The organism is Shewanella sp. A32 (assembly GCF_029167175.1).
Taxonomy (GTDB): domain Bacteria; phylum Pseudomonadota; class Gammaproteobacteria; order Enterobacterales; family Shewanellaceae; genus Shewanella; species Shewanella yunxiaonensis.
This window is the reverse complement of the sequence record NZ_JARFTS010000003.1, coordinates 105,785-123,613: the sequence shown is the minus strand read 5'-3', so window position 1 is coordinate 123,613 and position 17,829 is coordinate 105,785. Positions and strand designations below refer to the sequence as shown.

The 17,829-nt window shown below is 50.0% G+C and carries 16 protein-coding genes and 1 pseudogene; 5 read left to right on the top strand and 12 right to left on the bottom strand.

Features of this window, described 5'->3' with window-relative positions:
- Positions 1–359: 359 nt before the first annotated feature.
- Positions 360–2,423: an EAL domain-containing protein gene (locus tag PY479_RS03875; RefSeq protein ID WP_275482944.1), complete on the top strand. Its 2,064-nt coding sequence runs from the start codon at positions 360–362 to the stop codon at positions 2,421–2,423.
- 11 nt (positions 2,424–2,434) lie between these two features.
- On the opposite strand, the gene PY479_RS03870 is transcribed toward PY479_RS03875, so the two are convergent.
- Positions 2,435–2,755, bottom strand: coding sequence for an AzlD domain-containing protein (locus tag PY479_RS03870; protein WP_275482943.1), 321 nt, complete (start codon positions 2,753–2,755; stop codon positions 2,435–2,437).
- Entirely contained in the window at positions 2,752–3,501 is a 750-nt protein-coding gene (locus PY479_RS03865; protein WP_275482942.1) for an AzlC family ABC transporter permease, read from the bottom strand. The genes PY479_RS03870 and PY479_RS03865 overlap by 4 nt, the downstream gene beginning before the upstream one ends.
- A gap of 394 nt (positions 3,502–3,895) precedes the next feature.
- Between PY479_RS03865 and PY479_RS03860 the strand changes: the two genes are divergently transcribed.
- A complete protein-coding gene (locus PY479_RS03860) occupies positions 3,896–5,044 on the top strand; it encodes an MFS transporter (RefSeq protein WP_212594820.1) in 1,149 nt (382 codons plus the stop codon).
- Between the two features lie 170 nt (positions 5,045–5,214).
- Here the strand turns inward: PY479_RS03860 and PY479_RS03855 are convergent, their stop codons facing one another.
- The 5 genes from PY479_RS03855 to PY479_RS03835 form a co-directional block, all read right to left on the bottom strand.
- The gene (locus PY479_RS03855; protein WP_275482941.1) at positions 5,215–5,976 is read right to left on the bottom strand and encodes a S1/P1 nuclease; all 762 of its coding nucleotides are present in this window, start codon (positions 5,974–5,976) and stop codon (positions 5,215–5,217) included.
- Positions 5,977–6,046: 70 nt separating this feature from the next.
- Positions 6,047–6,823 carry a CDP-diacylglycerol diphosphatase gene (locus tag PY479_RS03850; protein ID WP_275482940.1) on the bottom strand — a complete coding sequence of 259 codons (777 nt, stop codon included), beginning with the start codon at positions 6,821–6,823 and terminating at the stop codon, positions 6,047–6,049.
- A gap of 146 nt (positions 6,824–6,969) precedes the next feature.
- Positions 6,970–8,715: an aryl-sulfate sulfotransferase gene (locus PY479_RS03845; protein WP_275482939.1), complete on the bottom strand. Its 1,746-nt coding sequence runs from the start codon at positions 8,713–8,715 to the stop codon at positions 6,970–6,972.
- Between the two features lie 121 nt (positions 8,716–8,836).
- On the bottom strand, positions 8,837–10,297 hold the full coding sequence (locus PY479_RS03840; RefSeq protein WP_275482938.1) for an ATP-binding protein: 1,461 nt from the start codon (positions 10,295–10,297) through the stop codon (positions 8,837–8,839).
- Positions 10,290–11,015, bottom strand: a complete 726-nt coding sequence (locus tag PY479_RS03835; RefSeq protein ID WP_212594816.1) for a response regulator — start codon at positions 11,013–11,015, stop codon at positions 10,290–10,292. Before PY479_RS03835 ends, PY479_RS03840 begins: the two co-directional genes overlap by 8 nt.
- A 178-nt stretch (positions 11,016–11,193) precedes the next feature.
- Between PY479_RS03835 and PY479_RS03830 the strand changes: the two genes are divergently transcribed.
- Positions 11,194–11,598, top strand: a complete 405-nt coding sequence (locus PY479_RS03830) for a hypothetical protein (protein WP_212594815.1) — start codon at positions 11,194–11,196, stop codon at positions 11,596–11,598.
- A 68-nt stretch (positions 11,599–11,666) separates the two neighbouring features.
- Here the strand turns inward: PY479_RS03830 and PY479_RS03825 are convergent, their stop codons facing one another.
- Positions 11,667–12,824: an iron-containing alcohol dehydrogenase gene (locus PY479_RS03825; RefSeq protein WP_275482937.1), complete on the bottom strand. Its 1,158-nt coding sequence runs from the start codon at positions 12,822–12,824 to the stop codon at positions 11,667–11,669.
- A gap of 182 nt (positions 12,825–13,006) precedes the next feature.
- On the opposite strand from PY479_RS03825, the gene PY479_RS03820 reads away from it, so the two are divergent.
- Together PY479_RS03820 and PY479_RS03815 are read left to right on the top strand one after the other, a co-directional pair.
- Positions 13,007–13,888 carry an AraC family transcriptional regulator gene (locus PY479_RS03820; protein ID WP_275482935.1) on the top strand — a complete coding sequence of 294 codons (882 nt, stop codon included), beginning with the start codon at positions 13,007–13,009 and terminating at the stop codon, positions 13,886–13,888.
- Between the two features lie 381 nt (positions 13,889–14,269).
- Positions 14,270–14,809, top strand: a complete 540-nt coding sequence (locus PY479_RS03815) for a hypothetical protein (RefSeq protein ID WP_212594813.1) — start codon at positions 14,270–14,272, stop codon at positions 14,807–14,809.
- 156 nt (positions 14,810–14,965) lie between these two features.
- Here PY479_RS03815 and PY479_RS03810 read toward each other — a convergent pair whose 3' ends face one another.
- The 4 genes and pseudogenes from PY479_RS03810 to PY479_RS03795 all read right to left on the bottom strand — a co-directional run.
- Positions 14,966–16,603, bottom strand: a complete 1,638-nt coding sequence (locus PY479_RS03810) for a PepSY-associated TM helix domain-containing protein (protein ID WP_275482934.1) — start codon at positions 16,601–16,603, stop codon at positions 14,966–14,968.
- Between the two features lie 5 nt (positions 16,604–16,608).
- A complete protein-coding gene (locus PY479_RS03805; RefSeq protein ID WP_212594811.1) occupies positions 16,609–16,890 on the bottom strand; it encodes a hypothetical protein in 282 nt (93 codons plus the stop codon).
- Positions 16,887–17,150: a hypothetical protein gene (locus PY479_RS03800; RefSeq protein ID WP_212594810.1), complete on the bottom strand. Its 264-nt coding sequence runs from the start codon at positions 17,148–17,150 to the stop codon at positions 16,887–16,889. The genes PY479_RS03805 and PY479_RS03800 overlap by 4 nt, the downstream gene beginning before the upstream one ends.
- Before the next feature lie 232 nt (positions 17,151–17,382).
- Positions 17,383–17,526, bottom strand: a pseudogene (locus tag PY479_RS03795) (excalibur calcium-binding domain-containing protein); the annotation flags it as partial.
- Positions 17,527–17,829: the final 303 nt, after the last annotated feature.

Below are 17,829 nucleotides of genomic sequence, written 5' to 3'. Positions count from 1 at the left end.
ATCAGTCAGTCCTTGTTATCGGGCGGAATAACCATAGACGTTACCCCGCGATGAAATTCTCGGTTCAGACATAGCAGATGTTGTGCCAAAATTATTTACGATTAAAATCATATAGATAATACTAAGTGTGGGTAGGCATCAAGAACTGCTTAGCGGTTTTAACCGATGAACGGTGAAATTGACTAACTGGTGCTACAGCATAAAAAGCATGACAGCGCTTATTCATATGGCTGCATCTAGCTTGGTGAAAAATTGTGCTCTATGATGATGCTGAAACTACACTCATTACTGATAACGCCGTAGCTACACCATCGGAAAATTACGTGTCGGGCATACTGTTAACAAGGAGCGTCTACAGCATGAAAAGGCCAGTGTATAAGAATCTTCAACTTCTGCGGTTGCATTGGCGACGCGGCACACTGACCTATCTACTGGCATTGCTGATTATTGGGGTCTTAGCACTGTTGTCGCATTATTTAGTGCAAAGCATCGTCAACCAGCAGGAAGCCAGCGCCAGAGTGGTAAACCTAGCGGGGCGGCAGCGCATGTTATCGCAACGTATTACGCTGTTCGCCGGGCAGTTATTAGCGGAAAAACGTAATCAATCCATCACGCTCTATCCGGGAGAATATCTCGACGCTATTGCCACCATGAAAAAAGTCCATCAGGGCTTGATGCATGGGTCTCTGTCGCTGGAAATTCCCGCGCCGGAATCCGCCGCCATACATAAAATCTTTACCAGCCCGCCGATTAATCTCGACCAACGACTACAGGCTTTTTTTCAGTTAGCTGACAGTATCGTCGACGAATCATTGCCGCTGACTGCGCGGCAGCAAGCCTATCAGGCGTTAAGCACAATGGCGCGTTATGACATTCTTAACGCGTTGGATGCGCTGGTACTGCAATTTCAGAAAGACAGTGAAGCGGCCATTGCCAAATTACAGCAGTACAACCGACTTTCGTTAATGGGTATGTTGTTAACGCTGTTACTGGAGGCGTTGTTTATCTTTCGCCCGCTGCTGTTGTCACTCTATCGTCGCGAAAAGCAGTACCTGCTGCTGCTTAGAAAGATGGATGCTGAAATTGCCCATCGGGTCAGTTTTCAAACCTTTAATGATCCCTTGACTGGCTTACCCAATCGCATCTCCATGCTCGAAAAAATTCAGACCTGTATAATGTTGGCGCAGCAGAATGGCAGCTCACTGGTTGTGATTTCGGTGGGTTTAGACCGCTTTAAAGACATCAATAATAGCCTGGGTCACGATAAGGGCGATGAGCTGCTGATCGGGATCGGCGAGCGATTGCAAGGATTGGTTCAGCAGTATCACGGGTTTCTCGGGCGCATAACCGGTGATGAATTTGCCATTGTCCTCGACCAACGCAAAGAAAATCTGGAGTTAGTGCAGCTGATGCGACAACTGCTGCAATCTATTGCGGAACCGTTTGAGGGGGAAAGCTTTTGCATACATGTGACCGCATCACTGGGATTGGCATGTTATGCAGATGATGGTGCCAATGCCCGTAGTTTACTGATGCATGCCAATCAGGCGATGCGGATTGCCAAAGATGAAGGCGGCAGTTGTTTCCGTTTCTTCCAGCCCATTATGACGTCGAAGATGACACGACGGATCAAGTTGGATCAGGAACTGCGCTTAGCGATGAGTGACTGTGCACAGCTGATGTTGTTTTATCAACCCAAAGTGGACTTACGCGATGGTCGCATTGCCGGCGTTGAAGCCCTATTGCGCTGGCACCACCCGCAACAGGGCATGATTTCTCCGGCAGAGTTTATTCCGATAGCGGAAGACTCGGGATTAATCGTGGAGTTAGGTGACTGGGTACTGGTGCGCGCATTTGAACAGATGTCATGGTGGCAACAACAAGGGTTTACGGTCGATGTTGCCATCAACATCTCGGCCAAGCAGTTGCTGCGACGTAATATCAGCGAACGAGTGCTGTCGTTAACGCAGCAGTTAGACGTCGATCCACGACATGTGCAGCTAGAAATTACCGAAAACAACCTCATGGACAATATGAGCCGTATTTTGCCGCAGCTTCAGGCTTTGCAGCAGCATGGGTTTACGCTGGCCATTGATGACTTTGGCACCGGGCATTCCAGCCTGTCGCGTTTACGCGATTTACCGGTGAAAGTACTGAAAATAGATCGCTCCTTCGTCATAAACGCGCTACGCGACCAAAAGGATGAACAACTGGTGGAGGCGATTATTGGGATTGGTCATACCCTCAATCGCACGATTATTGCCGAAGGGATTGAAACACCTGAACAGATGGCACTGCTGCAACAGCTCGGTTGCGAAGAGGGACAGGGCTTTTTATTTGCTAAACCGATGTCGGCTGAGCAGTTGGAAGCATTGCTGCATAAAGGAAGGATTGATCTGAGCAGTAAAGAGGAGATGGCCTGATGTTCGGGGGCTTAGCTCGCAGACATCCGCCAGTTAAGCAGATAAAAAGCCAACAAACTGAGCGCTACTGCACTCAACATGTGCCTGACAACGTAAGCAATCACTACGGCAATAATTGCTCCCCAAAGGTAAGGATTGTCTGGCAGCGGTCGCAAAGTACCATGATCTACCAAGATGACCGGGGCACAGATAGCGATAAGCAAACAGGGGGCAGAGTAAGATAACGCCTCACGCACCAGTTTCGGGATCCGCAGCGGCAGTTTGGGTTCCAGAAACAGATAGCGATTGAAAAAGACAATAACGGCCAGCGTCAGAAGTAACAGCCAACTCATACTGATTCCTCCGCGGGCTTAGGCAACCAATGGGCGACAGTGACGGCGAAGGCCATGCCACCGATACCGGCAATGACGATAGCGCCTTCAACTTGGGCTAGCGTTAATACCGCAGACAGCAGTAGCGAAAAAAGCCCCCCGGCCAATGTACTGAGGTTTTTGATCATGGGCACCACGATGGTGATAAAGGTTGCGATGATGGAGAAATCCAAATGATATTTCGCCAGATCGGGAACTGACGCCGCGAGCCAGATGCCGACACCACTCACCAGTACCCAAAACAGATAGAACGTCAGTCCCGCCCCAATCAGATAACTTACAGTCAGCGCTTGCTCGCGCACTTTCGGCACGCTGAGCGCAAACAGTTCATCGGTCAACAGAAAGCCGATGGGTAATCGGTATTTGAGTTTTAGTTGGGTGACAAACTCACGCAGCGTTAACCCATAAATGAAGTGCTGTGATGTCAGGAAAAAGATAGTGATAATAATGCTGAATACGTTGGCTCCGGAAATCAGCATACTCAAGGTGACCAGTTGCGCCGCCCCGGCAAAAATGATGGCTGACATTCCCAGGCTCTGCCACACGTCCAATCCTGATTGAATCGCCATCGAACCTGCCAGAATTCCCCATGGCAATACCGCCAGACACAGTGGAATGATATCAATAGCCCCCTTTATCAACTGCGCCCGCTGGCCTTTGAGGCTGTGTGCTGAAGGATGGTTGTTGTGACTACTGATGTTGTTCATGTGGTGTCGGCATGGATGGCAAACTGGGACTGTGGCAAGTCGTTAACATAGCTGAGCAGCGTTATAGCATGAACACGCCACATAGCGCAGCATTTTCAATAAGCTAGATAGCCGCGATGATGGGGATAACAAGGTCTTGATGGGGCTTGCCGGTGTCACATGAAATAATATATTGATGAAATATTTTGGATGAATATCGCTTATTTTGGTTCTGGCTAATTTAAATAATTAAATACATATCAATATGTTAATGTGTTTACTTATGTGCTGCGGTCAATTTTTTAATACAAAAAATATCGTGACACTGCTGCCGCCAAAAGCGGCCGATTGACACCGTTGATGCCGGTGGAATAATGCGCGCATTTTCACTCCTTGCCTCTCCGGTTTCCTCCGCATGTCCATCTATACCCGGCCTGTGCTGTTGCTGCTTAGTGGCTTATTGTTACTGACATTAGCGATTGCCGTGTTGAACACTCTGGTGCCGTTATGGCTGGCCCATGAAAGCTTACCGACCTGGCAAGTGGGTATGGTGAGTTCCTCCTATTTTGCCGGTAACTTGCTCGGCACATTGATTGCCGGACGATTTATCAGTCGTTACGGATTTAATCGCAGTTATTATGTGGCAACCCTGATGTTTGCGCTCGGCTGCGCCGGTCTCGGGTTAATGGTGGGTTTTTACAGCTGGTTTATCTGGCGATTTATTGCCGGTGTTGGCTGTGCCATGATCTGGGTTGTCGTCGAAAGCGCTTTGATGTGCAGTGGTACCTCAACTAGTCGGGGCCGTTTATTGGCGGCCTATATGATGGTGTACTATTTCGGCACGGTTGCCGGACAGTTACTGCTGACCAAATTACCAACGACACTGATGAGTGTGTTGCCGTGGGCGCTGGTGTTAGTGCTGAGTTCGGTACTACCTCTGTTGTTTACCCGCATTGTCAATGCCCAGGAGCCGAGTCAACCGGCGCCGAAAGTGTGGTCGATGCTGAAGTTACGTCAGGCACGACTGGGCGTTCACGGTTGTTTGATTTCCGGGGTGGTACTGGGGTCGCTCTATGGCTTGATGCCGTTATATCTCAATCATCAAGGGATGTCTGATGCCAGTGTCGGCTTCTGGATGGCGTTGCTGGTGAGCGCAGGGATTTTAGGTCAGTGGCCGGTGGGGCGACTGGCAGATCGCTATGGCCGGCTGATGTTGTTGCGAGTGCAGGTGTTCGTGGTGATTCTGGGGTCATTAGCCATGCTGGTACATGCAGCACTGACCCCCGCCCTGTTTATCCTCGGTGCGGCGGGTTTTACTTTGTACCCGGTAGCGATGGCCTGGGCCTGTGAAAAAGTGCCTCATCAACAGTTAGTCTCGATGAATCAGGCATTATTGCTGTCCTACACCACCGGCAGTCTTTTTGGGCCGTCATTGATCGCGCTGCTGATGCAGCAGTATTCCGATGGCTTATTGTTCCTGACCATGGCCGGGGTCTCGTTCCTCTACCTGTTAATGTTGCTGAGAAAGCCCGGGCAACATGCCAACCCAGTGGCTCATGCCTGATCTCGGCTGACCCCAACATGCCGCTGGTAACGATGCGGACGTGCGATGCACTTCTGTTTGTCAGCGGCTTTTATTCTGGCGCCATGTCAGCAGTATTTGCCTGAACGCCGTAGCCTGTTCAGATAGCGACCAGCCTGGAACGACCGGGCTGGGGCTATTGAGTGATACGCTCAAGGGGTATAGATTTGGTCGAGAATTTTGGCCAGACGCACGGCACCTTTTTCAATCTGCTGTTCAATCAATGGGCCGTATTGCTCAACATAAGGTTGCCCCAGGATCTCATGTGGCTGATACCCAGCATAGATCTCGCGGGTCAGCGCCAATGACTCATCGCCCCACTGTTCAGGCGTACCGCTGGCATCGTCCTTGTTGGCGAGTTTTGCCAAGTGATCGCCAAAGTCTTTCCAGTCATCGCCTACCATGTGTTCAATGATGCCAAAGTCAAAAACACCATGCAGATTTGCCGGTTCACCAAAGAAAGTGACTTGTGTTTTATTGCCACCCCAGTCGTCGGCATAGCTGACGTGTAGCGGCTGATGCAGATCCCCGACAAAATGGGCCAGGAAAAACAGTGCCTGCCAGTTTTGTGGATCTTGCTGCAGTTTTGCTTCCTGTTCGGCAATGGCACTGAGCACACACCCTTTATTGCAATCGGCATCGTGCAGGGTGGTTTCGCTGCGACTGACATTGATGTAATGCAGGTGTTTTGACCAGTCCCATTGGTGGTCTTTTTTGATGTCATCAGCCCAGGTGCAGGCTTCGGCAAAGGAATGGTAAGTCCCTTGTTTTGCCGCAATAGCATCCAATGCTTTTTGGGTGGTTGCTGAAGTCAGGTCGTAGGCCGCTTCACAAAAGGCTTTGTGACCGGTAAAGCCCCAGGCATGTACCTGACTGGACAGTACTAACAACAAAAAGCCGCAATAACGAGACATAAGTGGTGGTTCTCCTAAAGCGCGATTAGGCTGAATCGCAAAGGGTAAAGACGATGCCACGAACCCACAGTTACAACCTGGTGTTTAAGATCGGGCAGCTGTGATTTTGTAACTCTTCTGCTGAAGCGTTATTCGCCGCGAACCAGTTGGCCTTAATTGCCATCAGCACCAATTTGCCATTCGGCAGATTGGCAAGTGCCAGACCATAGTGACCCATATTGTCATTGGCATCCGGCAGTTCCCGAGCAAGCCGGATAAAGGCGCTTTCATCATGCAGTTGCTGGTCACTGAGTTCTCGTAACCAATAATCGTTGGGGCCCAGCTCGTGTTGTTGCCAATGGTCGTTGAGCGAGGGGGTTAACACGTCCAGCTGCTGTCTTACATCTTGCCGTAAGCAGGAAATATGGATATGCAGTTGATTCTGGGTACGACCATATTCGGAGTTAATCGCCAGCGACAGTGCGCTATCCGGCACCTGTTGATGGTGCTGCGCCATAATTGCTTTTGCTAACTGGCGTTGCTCCCAAGCGATGGCAAAAAAGTTAGGGGTATTGCGCTGTAGCAACTCTGGACTTTCAATACCGGAGATGTGCTCAACCGGCATCAACAGGTATTGCAGAATGCCGTTGCGATCTTTTAACGTGACATACCCGAGCGATTCATTGACTTCACTGCACGGGGCTGGCTTACCATGCTCTTCCATGTCTGGCACGCAGCGTTCACTGATCAGTTGCCATAACGCATTTGGGTTGTGAGCGGGAGTCTGCCAGAAATAAGCAGCAACGGCGGCAGCAACGACAATCAGTGCAGCAACTAACAGTAAAAGATTTCGGGCGCTTTTGGTCATTCAATAATACCGGTTAACAACAGTTTGAGGCGACAACTTGGCCGATTATTGTAACGGGCATTACTGAAAAGAAAACAGCTTATCTGCGGATATAGCCAAACAAAAAAAGGCTGCCATTACAGCAGCCTGATGATTATTGATGGTGCTTAACGGCCGAAGGCCAGTTCCGGATGGATCACCAGGGCCCGATAAGAGGCTTGTTGTGAGGTGGTCGCGGTCATATCCAGTTCCACTTCCACCTGCTGGCTGCCGTATTTGACTTCGACGAGTTTGGGTTCGGTCAGTTCCTGTTCCAGCAACTTACCGGTGGCAAAAAACACCATCATGGTGTCGGTATCCGGCTGATAGCGGATGATAGACGTTACCGGACTGTACCAGTCATAACCTTTGTCTTTACCGAACTCCCATTTTTGCTGCACGGTGAGTTTCTGTTCGTCGATCTTGTATTCGACCGCACGGCTATATTTCTGATTGGCAAATAGCGGTTGTTCAAGATGGCGGCCATCGCCATTATCAAACAGTGTTAATGTGCCTTTTTGTGGGACCAGATAAGCCGCGTGCTGCGCATAACCAAAGTCAAAATTGCTGTTGTCACACAAGCCGTTTTCGTCGCAGTCCAGCTGATGGCCTTTGGCATCCACCGGTGTCAGCAGTTTACTGGCCAGTTTTTCATTCCAACCTTTGCGGGGCGCCAGAATCCATTTCACCTGTTTATCGCGACCAATCTTGAATACGCCTTGATGCCGGAGTGAAATAATGATGGCGTCATCGTGCGGATCATATTCCACCGAGTTTACATGCGCCCAGTTGCGACCGGTTCCGACGCCCATATGATCGCCAAACGGCGCGTCCGGCTCCAACTTGGCATCCTTCGCTTTGAGGTCGACACTGAGACACACCGCCCGTGGATCTAACGCTGACATCAAGGCATCGCGTAGGGGATCGAGAATTTGGTTGAGATCCCAAACATCGACTAATCGGCCATCGGCATCGACTTCGAGGATCTGATCGCGCACCGTATCCACAACTTTCCCATCGGGACGATGATAATCTTTTTTGGCGGCTCTCAGCAGGAAATGACCATTAGGTAAGGCCTTCATGTCATGCGACATATCGATGTAGCCCCGAGGTAACCAGCGCTGAAAGACCATGCGTCCCATTAGGTCCATGCGGTAGTAACGTTGTCCTTGCAGAAAAACCACATCACCGTTGGCGAGCTGATGCACACCCATAAGAATGCCGCGCTTGGCAATGTCATTCTGATCGTGAATTTTGTAGGGATCTAGGTACCAGCGCACTTCACCTTGAGTATCGGTAATAAATTCAATAGGCCAGCGATCCCACTCTAGCGCACCGCCATTAGCCCAACGAATAGATTCTGAGTGCTGGTCGGCAATCAGGTGGTTGATCCAATACAGACGTTGTTTAAAGCCTTTGGCAACAGTAACGGGTTTTACGGTCGGATATGCTGACACCGCATTGTCAACACTGACCCCTAGCAAAGGCTGGGTGAAGATCCGGTAAGTTTCATCGACCTGTTTACCGTCCAAGGTGTAACGCAGTTCCACTTGGTTCTGGTAATTGGCATACAGACCGAAGACCGGCACCCCATCGTAAGTCAGCAGTTGGGTGTGGCCGACGTTGTAACTGATATCGACGCCCTCTTTGCCCTTACCCTTGACGGTCACCCGCACATCGGTGGGCATATGACCGGCGAGCCCAATAATAGCGGTCAGCGGTGCATAACCATAAGGATTAATGGTCACCAAGCCTAACTGCCCCTGTGATGGGCGGCTGATATTTAATACTGAGGCTGAAGCTTGGGGGACGATCCCAGGAACTGCCGTGATAGTCAGTGACAACATGAGAACGCTGAAAATTGAGCGGCGCATCCTTTCTCTCCATAGCGGTTGTGGAAAAGTCACCAGACTGCAGCCTGGTGAGCCGTTTGGGTAGCGAAAGGATCACAAAACGGAGATAGAAGTCTTTATTCGCGGTTTGATAGCCATGGATTTAGCTCAGACTCAGGCTGATAGTGGCTTTTAAGCCGTGGGCTTGATTAGCCGCTAACGTCAGGCTGCCACCATAAGCCGTTGCCAATGAGTGGGTGATTGCCAGACCCAGGCCGACATTGGAACCTTCGGTGTCTCGGGCCTCATTAAGCCGGGCAAAAGGTTTAACGACTTCCTGCAACTTATCGGCGGGAATACCAACACCATTATCGCTGACACAGATCGTAAGATTGTCAGCATCCCGCAGCGCAGACAGGGCGATTTGGGCATCGTTGCCAGCATACTGAATCGCATTGTTGAGGAGATTTTCAGTCATACGCCGCACGCTTAGTGGCGGAATGTTACCGGTTAGGCCATCTTGCGCCTGATAGTGGATTGCCACACCTTTTTCATCATATTCATCGACGATGGTCTGCAACAAGCTGTCAATGTTGGTCATCTGCCGCGCTTCTTTTTCCGCATCATTTTTGGCGAAGCGCATGGTCGCAGTCAGCATGCTGTCCATGGTGTTGATGGTGCGCAACAGCTGTTGTTTGTCTTCTCCCTCTTCAATAAATTCCACTCGCAACCGCAGGCTGGTGAGGGGAGTTCGTAAGTCGTGGGAAATCGCCGCCAGCAGTTTGGTTCGTTCGCTAATGTAATCAGTGACCTGATGTTGCATATCGTTGAATGCGTCGATGGTTGGCATTAGGTCACGGGGGCCGTCATTGCTGACTTCATGGACCTGCTTGTTGCGGGCAAAGGCTTGTGCCGCCTGACCCAGTTCGCTAATCGGTTTGAGTGCGCGGCGGACAATGAATAGTGATATCAACACCGTTAGCAACATGACACTGGCGAGCGCAATCAACACGCTGGTGGACCAATGGGTGATATCGTTTTCAATACCGGAAGAAAAGTTAAGCCACTTGCCGGAGCTCAGTTTCACTGAACCGTCAACAGTGGCGCTGTAATTCAGCCTTACACCCCGACCATAGCGTGGTTCGCGTCGGCTCTGGTTGCCGCCCATCATGCCATTCATCGTGGAATCGTTGTCCATCATCGAGCGATGCATGGCGTTCATGTCCCGCGATGACAGATCCATCAGCGGGCGTTCTGCTTGTGAGACCAGCGCAATATGTGCCTCCTGAATACCGGCGGCGTTAAGACGTTGCAGCAGTCGCTGTGCCATATCGCTGGAATTTTGCTGACTTTCTACCCGCGGTTTATCGGTAAGTGATAACTGCAGATCAGAACTGCTGCTGGCTTTTAAAATAGAGTCATGCAGAGCGTCTGAGGTTTGTTCAAGGGTATCAGCAATGGAAATGACGCGTTGTAACGCCCCCGATACCGACAGTTGGCTCAGGCGCTGTGATTTGTCATACGACAGCAGAAACAAGGTCAGGCAAAAACTCACGGCAAAGCCAATCAGGATCACCAAACCGATTTGGTGAATAAGCTTCTGCCGTTGATACCAGTTAACCATGTGTCACCTCGCAGCTAAATTGGTAGCCGCCGCCCCAGATGGTTTTAATTAATTTGGGTTGTTTCGGGTCTTGTTCAATTTTCTTGCGTAATCGGCTGATCAAGGTGTCTATCGCACGATCATACACATCCGCTCCACGTCCCTGCACCAGCTTCAACAAATCCTCGCGGCTTAAGACAACATTCGGGTGCGATAGAAATGCCAGCAGCATAGTGAATTCGGTGGAGGTCAGTGCCACTAGCGCATCCGCCGGATCTTTGAGTTCGCGAGTGGTGGTGTTGAGCTGCCAATGGTCAAAAATGTAGAGACTAGGGCTTGCGGTTGCCAGCTCTTCCACATTAGGAATCGCAAAATGGCGCCGCAACACCGATTTTATGCGGGCTAACAGTTCCCGAGGATTGAATGGTTTTGGCACGTAATCGTCAGCACCAACTTCGAGGCCGACAATCCGGTCAATTTCTTCACCTAATGCCGTCAGCATGATGATGGGGATATTACTCTCCGCGCGGATTTCCCGGCAAAGCGTGACGCCGTCTTTACCCGGTAACATCAGATCCAGAATGAGCAGGTCAAAACGTTGCGCTGACATCTGTTTGTACATATCAACACCATCGGCAGCCGTCACTACGCGCAAGCCATGTTGTTGCAGGAAACGCTGTAGTAAGTCACGGATATCTTTGTGATCATCAACCACTAGTATCTGATAAGCCCGTTCCATTTCAACCTCTTAGCTACCTCTTTCAGTCATTACTATATACAGATTATGGCGAAAAGTGTGGCAAAGTTTGTCAGTTCTCCGGATTGTCACCATTTGTCAGAAACGAAAGGATTTGCGACACACATTACTGGTGGGTTCTTGCTGTAATACAACCGTACACAGTAATAGGAGAATCAATATGAAAACCTTATTTAGCGCTGCTTTGATTGTAACTGCCCTGACCGTATCAGCTGGCGCTTATGCGCACTGGGGTAACATGGGCGATGGCAATATGGGATATGGCAACGGCATGATGAATGGCAACTACCAGACCATGCAAGGTATGCATCGCGATCCGCAGGCCATGCAGCAACGGCACCAAATGATGCGCAATAATCCACAGGCGCGTCAGCAGTGGATGCAGCAGATGCAGGCAAACGGTGGCCGAGGTCAACATTTCGCCATGCATGGAAATCATCGCCGAGGCGAAGGCTTTGCGATGCGCGGTAGTTGTGGCGGGAATCCAGGCGTAATGGGCAAAGGTATGGGATGGCACGCTCAGCCAGATAAAGCACCCGCTCCCGCCCCCAAAGCCGCAAAATAAGATACCGTGGTCCAACAAAAAAAGCAGGTGTTATCTCCTGCTTTTTTGTTGTGGCATCATTCAGCGAGTTACCAAGCCAATTCTAATATCTGCCGGCTAACTGCAGGGGTAATAGTCTGATGCTCGCCGAGCTTAGTCATGTGGTGGGCTTCCAGTGCTGCGATGATGTCGTTGATGTCCGCCTTGGCCGCATCATAGTCCCGTAACCGGGTTTTAATGCCAAGACTTTCAAAGAATTCGCGAGTTTTGCTAATCGCGGCGTCAATCCGTTCATCTTCGCTACCTTCCGTGATATGCCACACGCGCTCACCATATTGCAGCAGTTTGGTACGCTTTTGTTCGCGGCAGACTTGCCACAGGGATGGCATAACGATCGCCAGTGTTTGGGCATGGTCGATGCCGAAACGTGCGGTGAGTTCATGACCAATCATATGGGTTGCCCAGTCCTGAGGAACACCAGTGCCAATCAGCCCATTGAGGGCATTGGTCGCAGCCCATACCAGGTTGGCGCGGGCGTTATAATCTTCAGGGTTAGCAACAGTTACTGCGCCAACTTCGATTAATGTCTGCAAAATGCCTTCGGCAAAGCGGTCCTGAATGCGGGCGTCTGCAGCATAAGTGACATACTGTTCGCAGACATGCACAAATGCATCAACCACCCCATTGGCGACCTGGATTTTCGGCAAAGTGAAGGTAAGGCTTGGATCCAGTACCGAAAATTGTGGATAACACTGCGGATGATGCACGCCAAATTTACCTTTCGGGTGACTGACCACGGCAAAGGCATTCATTTCAGAACCGGTGGCAGGCAGGGTTGCGACGGTGGCTAATGGCAGGATTTTGCTGCTGTCGACCGCCGCTGTCCCGTTCCACAATAAGGTGGCAGTATCACCCTCAAAGTGAGTTGCTAAGGCAACAAATTTGGTGCCATCCATGACCGAGCCACCGCCAACCGCCAGCAGAAAGTCGATATGCTCGGCTTTGGCGATGACAGCGGCTTTCATCAGAGTTTCATAGCGTGGGTTGGCTTCAATCCCGCCAAATTCGACGACGTGACGATTGCCCAATGCCTTTGTTACTGCGTCAAGCGTGCCAAATTTTTTCACGCTGCCACCACCATATAACACCAGTACCCGTGCCTGCTGTGGTACCAGTTTATCGATTTCGGCAAGGCGATCTTTGCCGAAAACAATATGGGTTGGGTTGCGATAATCAAAATTGAACATGGAAAGTTCTCCATTTTGCAGATGCGAATTTTACAGGGGGCCATGGTAATCCTTTGTGTGAGAATCGCCATACCCATTGCTGGTCAATTTATGCCTATTCCTATCATGAGCTGTCATCTATGATGAATTTAGTGCTTAAATAATGCTTAATTCTGTCGCAGTTCTTCTGAGAAGGAAAATTGATGTCTGACATTGCACGACTAATGGCGGCGCTGGCACCTAAGGCGGGAACCTTCCCAACAGTGTTGCCTGGGATCCGTATCTTTCGCACTGATAGTTACCAAAGCCGTCGTCCGATGTGCTATTGGCAAGGAATAATGATCGTGGGACAGGGATGTAAGCGGTTATACCTTGAAGACAAAATTCTGGAGTATAACGCGCAGAAGCCGCTGGTGATGACCGTCCCGATGCCGGTGGAGTGTGAGACCTTTGCTTCCGCGGCAGAGCCCACGTTGGTGATGATAGTGGATATTGACCCGCAACTGTTGAGTCGGGTGATCCATCAGCTCAGCCAGTACCATAATCTACCGGTAACGTTGGAACTCAGCCGTCAGCCCGGACTGTTTTTGGCGCAAAACAATGAACTGCTGGAATGTTGTATCGAACGACTGTTGCACACCTTGCAATCGCCACTCGAGGCTTGTGTGTTAGGCGAAGGCATAGTGCAGGAGTTGTTATTCCGGATTTTACTGACAGAAGATGCGGCACCTTTATATGCGTTGGCGTCGGCACATAGCCGTTTAGCACGCATTGATAAAGCATTGCAGTTTATCCACCGACATTACAGTGACACGGTCGAGGTGGAACAGTTAGCGGCATTGGTGAATATGAGCAGCTCAGCGTTTCATCGCTGTTTTCGTGAAGTCACTTCCTCTTCACCAATCCAGTACCTGAAAAAGTTACGCTTAAACCGGGCGCGAGAGCTGCTGTTGCAAGGGGTTAAAGTGAAGCAGGCGGCAACTGGCGTGGGCTATGAGAGTGCTGCCCAGTTCAGTCGTGAGTTCAAACGTTACTTTAATCAGAGCCCCGGTAGCTGTGCTAAAACGTTGGAAGCATGGCAGTAGCAATCGCGTAGCATACGTGAATGCCGCTGGCGTTTTAGTGGCTCGGTTCAGAACGTTGAGGGTCACTATGGATAACGCAGCCGAACACAAACAGCTCCACCATCCCTCTTGAATTAACCTGGTTGTCAGATGTACGATAAATTTGCCAGTAACATAATGATAAATAACATTATTCAATGCTAAGTCTTCAGATTTAAACAACATCTCACTGCACTTGCTAAAAACCATGCCAAGACCTAAAAATCCTATACTATTAACCGTACTTTTTATCAGGTTAATATCCAAGAAATAGCTAATATTAATAGTAGGACAGTCGTTTGCTAGGGACGTGGTGGAGCGAATTATGGCAACAATTGTCAGTGATTAATGCGGAGGCGTTGTATGTGCGGCATCAGGTCGTTCAGCGTAGCAGCGTTGATGTTACTGGGGATCTTAGGTTCAGGATTAGCTCAATCTGAAATCGTACGTTGGAATGCCGTCGTCGGTGTACAGGCGGAAGAGGATTCTCCCAATCTGGTCGTCGGCGAGTTCTTTCCCAGCCCTAACTGGTTTTGGGTTGAAGACGGCAAAGTGATGTTTAATTTGGATAGCGGGGAGGTGGATATCCAGTTCAAATACTTGTCTTGGGCTTCTAATAATCCTTCAGCTCAAAGTCCGATAGGGGCGCCTTTAGGCACTTATCCTATCCTGCGTCGGGGCCGGTTTGTGTGCGATGCCCGCGGACAGTATGGTGAGCCGGTCACGGTATCTACAGAGACGTTTTCTCTGGATAACACCGGCTCTGCCAATTACCACGGTCAGGTTGAGGTACAACAGATTTGCCGAGACTACCCAGATCAAATCGCGTTTGTGGTTACCGGGGCCAACAGCTTCCGGTATTTTGCTTTTGGTGCAGGGCAGCTAGTGCTGGCCGCCCATTAAACAGCGGTTGATGTACGACTGCGTTATCGGTGACTCATTTAACTTGAAACCCCGTCTGAACTGTCGGGGTTTTTATGTGTTATTGCCTAGTGCCATCAATCTCATGGTTTAAAGGGTATTTTTCGACCCGTTTCCGACAGCTACCAAGGAACAGCCTCAGCAAGCTGAGGCATTAGAGGTTGTTGAATGAGCATTAGCTTTTGGCGCTATTGCCCAGATACTGTCTGCTGGCCCGTGGTAGGCGCGCTGGCAAGTGAGACGCGCACTATATGAACAGCCAAATGCAAATAACAAGGCCACTAACTCCACCATGAGGTTAGAGAGTGTCTGTGGTGCCCAGATCCCAAGGGTGGGAAAGCATGTGGCGGCAATAGCCGTCAGTGGCATGGCAACACAGGCGAGTGCTGTTAGTCTGAGCAGATGAATGGCGGCTCTCGCTGCTCCCCGCCAGAAGCTGTATATGACCGCAGCGAAGAAACACAGGTAGTAACTCCATAGATAAGCGTAATTACTGTTGTCTACCCAGGCATGGAGCCATTTTGCTGCCAACAGGGTCATGGCGACTGATGCCACCGAACCCAGACAGCAGCCGACAGTGGTTGCCGCCATCAAGCGTACTGTTCGTGGCTGTTGTGGGAGCGTTGTTCCTTTTTGTTGTTGGCGCCGTTTTTCCAACCATAGCAGATTGCCGCTGTAAAACAGCATGGCCCCGCTAAGCCCCATAAAAAAATACAACCAGCGTCCAGGCATACCGCCAAAGCTGCCAAAATGCAGACCAAAGCATACTGAGACTACCCGTCCCCAAAGTCCGGTTTCACCCGGCGTGAAGGTGCTGAATTGTGGCTGCAGTGAATAGGGTTGCAGCGACAAAAAGTCGGCGATGGGGCCACGCATCAGTGCGGCTTCGTTATACATTTCGATTCTCACGGCGGGCCGGGGCGAGTCGAGCCCCATAAACGTCAGTGATTGCGCTTGATAGCCGGGAGCATGACGATTGGCAGTCGCGATAATGTCACTGAGGAGGGGTAAATGTGAGATGTCTAATGGCTGCTTTAATGGCGCGACACGGTTGAACACCGGGCGTTCACCATAAACAAATTCGCCTAGCGCATCGTAAAACACATCATGAAATGCAAACACAACGACGGTGATGGCGATGACGATGTGAAAGGGTAAGGCGGTAATCCCCAGCAAATTATGTGTGTCCAGCCAGAAGCGACTGGCTCCTTTTTTCTGACGCAGCGCGAATAGATTTTTCACTAATGTCGGGAGCAAGAAAATCACGCCTGACACTAACGCCATAAAATACAGTATCGAGGCGATGCCCATCACCAGCACTCCAAGCTGTTCATGGCCAACATCACCTGGGATCCCTGCGGTACGATGTAATTGATCGATCAATGTCCCGAGCTGACTGGGCTGCACTTTTTGCGTCAGCAGCTTGCCCTGTTCATCCAACGTTGCTTGCCATTGTTGTGCATCTAAATTGAGTTCACGACCGCCACCAGATTGGTACCAGGTCAGTGGGGCATATTTGTCATCATCGAGATGCAGCGTAAAGCCTTTACCGATCTCTGGGTGTTGGGCTAGTGCTTTTTGTAGCAGGGTATCGACTTGTGTCACCGGAATCTGCGGCAAAATATCAGTGGGGGGTGAAGCCCAGGCTGATAATTGTGGTTTGAACATGGTTAACGCGCCGGCAAAGAAGCAGATGAACAGCAGTATGCCAGCGGTTATCCCGGTCCAGAGATGTACCTTCTGATAGATCCGGAGAACGTCACTGCGGATTTGCATGGTTTTTACCTCAGCAGAATTAGCAGGCCCCAGGCCAGCAGATTTACACTACCGAGCCAAAGCAATGCTCGACGCCATGAATGGAAAAAATACACAAAGCTGAGAATGCTCAGCCAGATGGGCGCTAGTAGCCACATATTGACCTGATATTTATCTTTGGCCGCAATGCCCCCAGGGCCAAACCAGGCGAATAATCCCACTAACGCTAAGGCGAATGTGAAGCCTAACAGCAATCCGCAGAGTGTTTTCCCGGTCCAATCGGGACGAATTTTGCCATGCTCATTCATTTCAGCGGACTCTCACGCAGTAAGCTGACAAACGGTGCCATACCTAAGCATGTCCCTAAGAGCATCAGCCACAGAAAGAAGGCAGCGGTTGTACTTAGCAAAAGATTCCAGCCGAGCAGCGTTGTCAGTAACAGCATATAGGCTAGGTAGCGATAAGGTGCCTTTGCCAACGGTTCGCTGAGTAATGCCTGTTGTTTACTGCTCAGGTAAAGCAATAGCGTTGCGAGCAGCATCATTAATATGAGCGCGCTAAACCCCATATAATTTCCTTAACTGGCACGCCTTGGTTGCCAGAAAATCATCACAATGCGCGCTAACGTAGCACATTAACTGTAGTTATTAAATGATATTTATTATCATTTTCATTAGTGGATGTAGAAGTGTGAAATCAAACGGATTTATCCACCAGAACACTGTGTTGGCGGGACAAAATGACTCGACGTCAGCGCATTGAATATTGCTAAAACAGCATAGCGTTTTTAGGACGGTAGATTACCAGCGACTATCATTTTCACAGGGGATGCCATCACCATCGCCATCCATTTTGACGTTGGGACAATTGTGGAGGAAAAATTCTGCTTCGGCGCGTGAGTGCATCTGCGAGCAATACTGGCGACCATCACATTTAAATTGGGTTGCTGCGGGAATGCGATCTCCATAAGCGGGCAATTTGCTGGCTTCGTCAATCACGGTTTGCTTCCATTGCGGCGATTGAGTGACAAACACTTTGTTGCCTTCAAACCGTTGCCATACCATCCAGCAGGCGTAGGCAAATACCACATAAAATAACAGTCGTTTCACCAATTCTCTCCCTGTAAAAGTGACGGTCGTTACAAACTACAGATTATCACCTATTGAAAAATAGCCAATGGATCTCACAAAAGGTTTTCCTGCGAAAAATCCTTGGGTATGCTGCACCCCTTATGACCAAGGAGAATC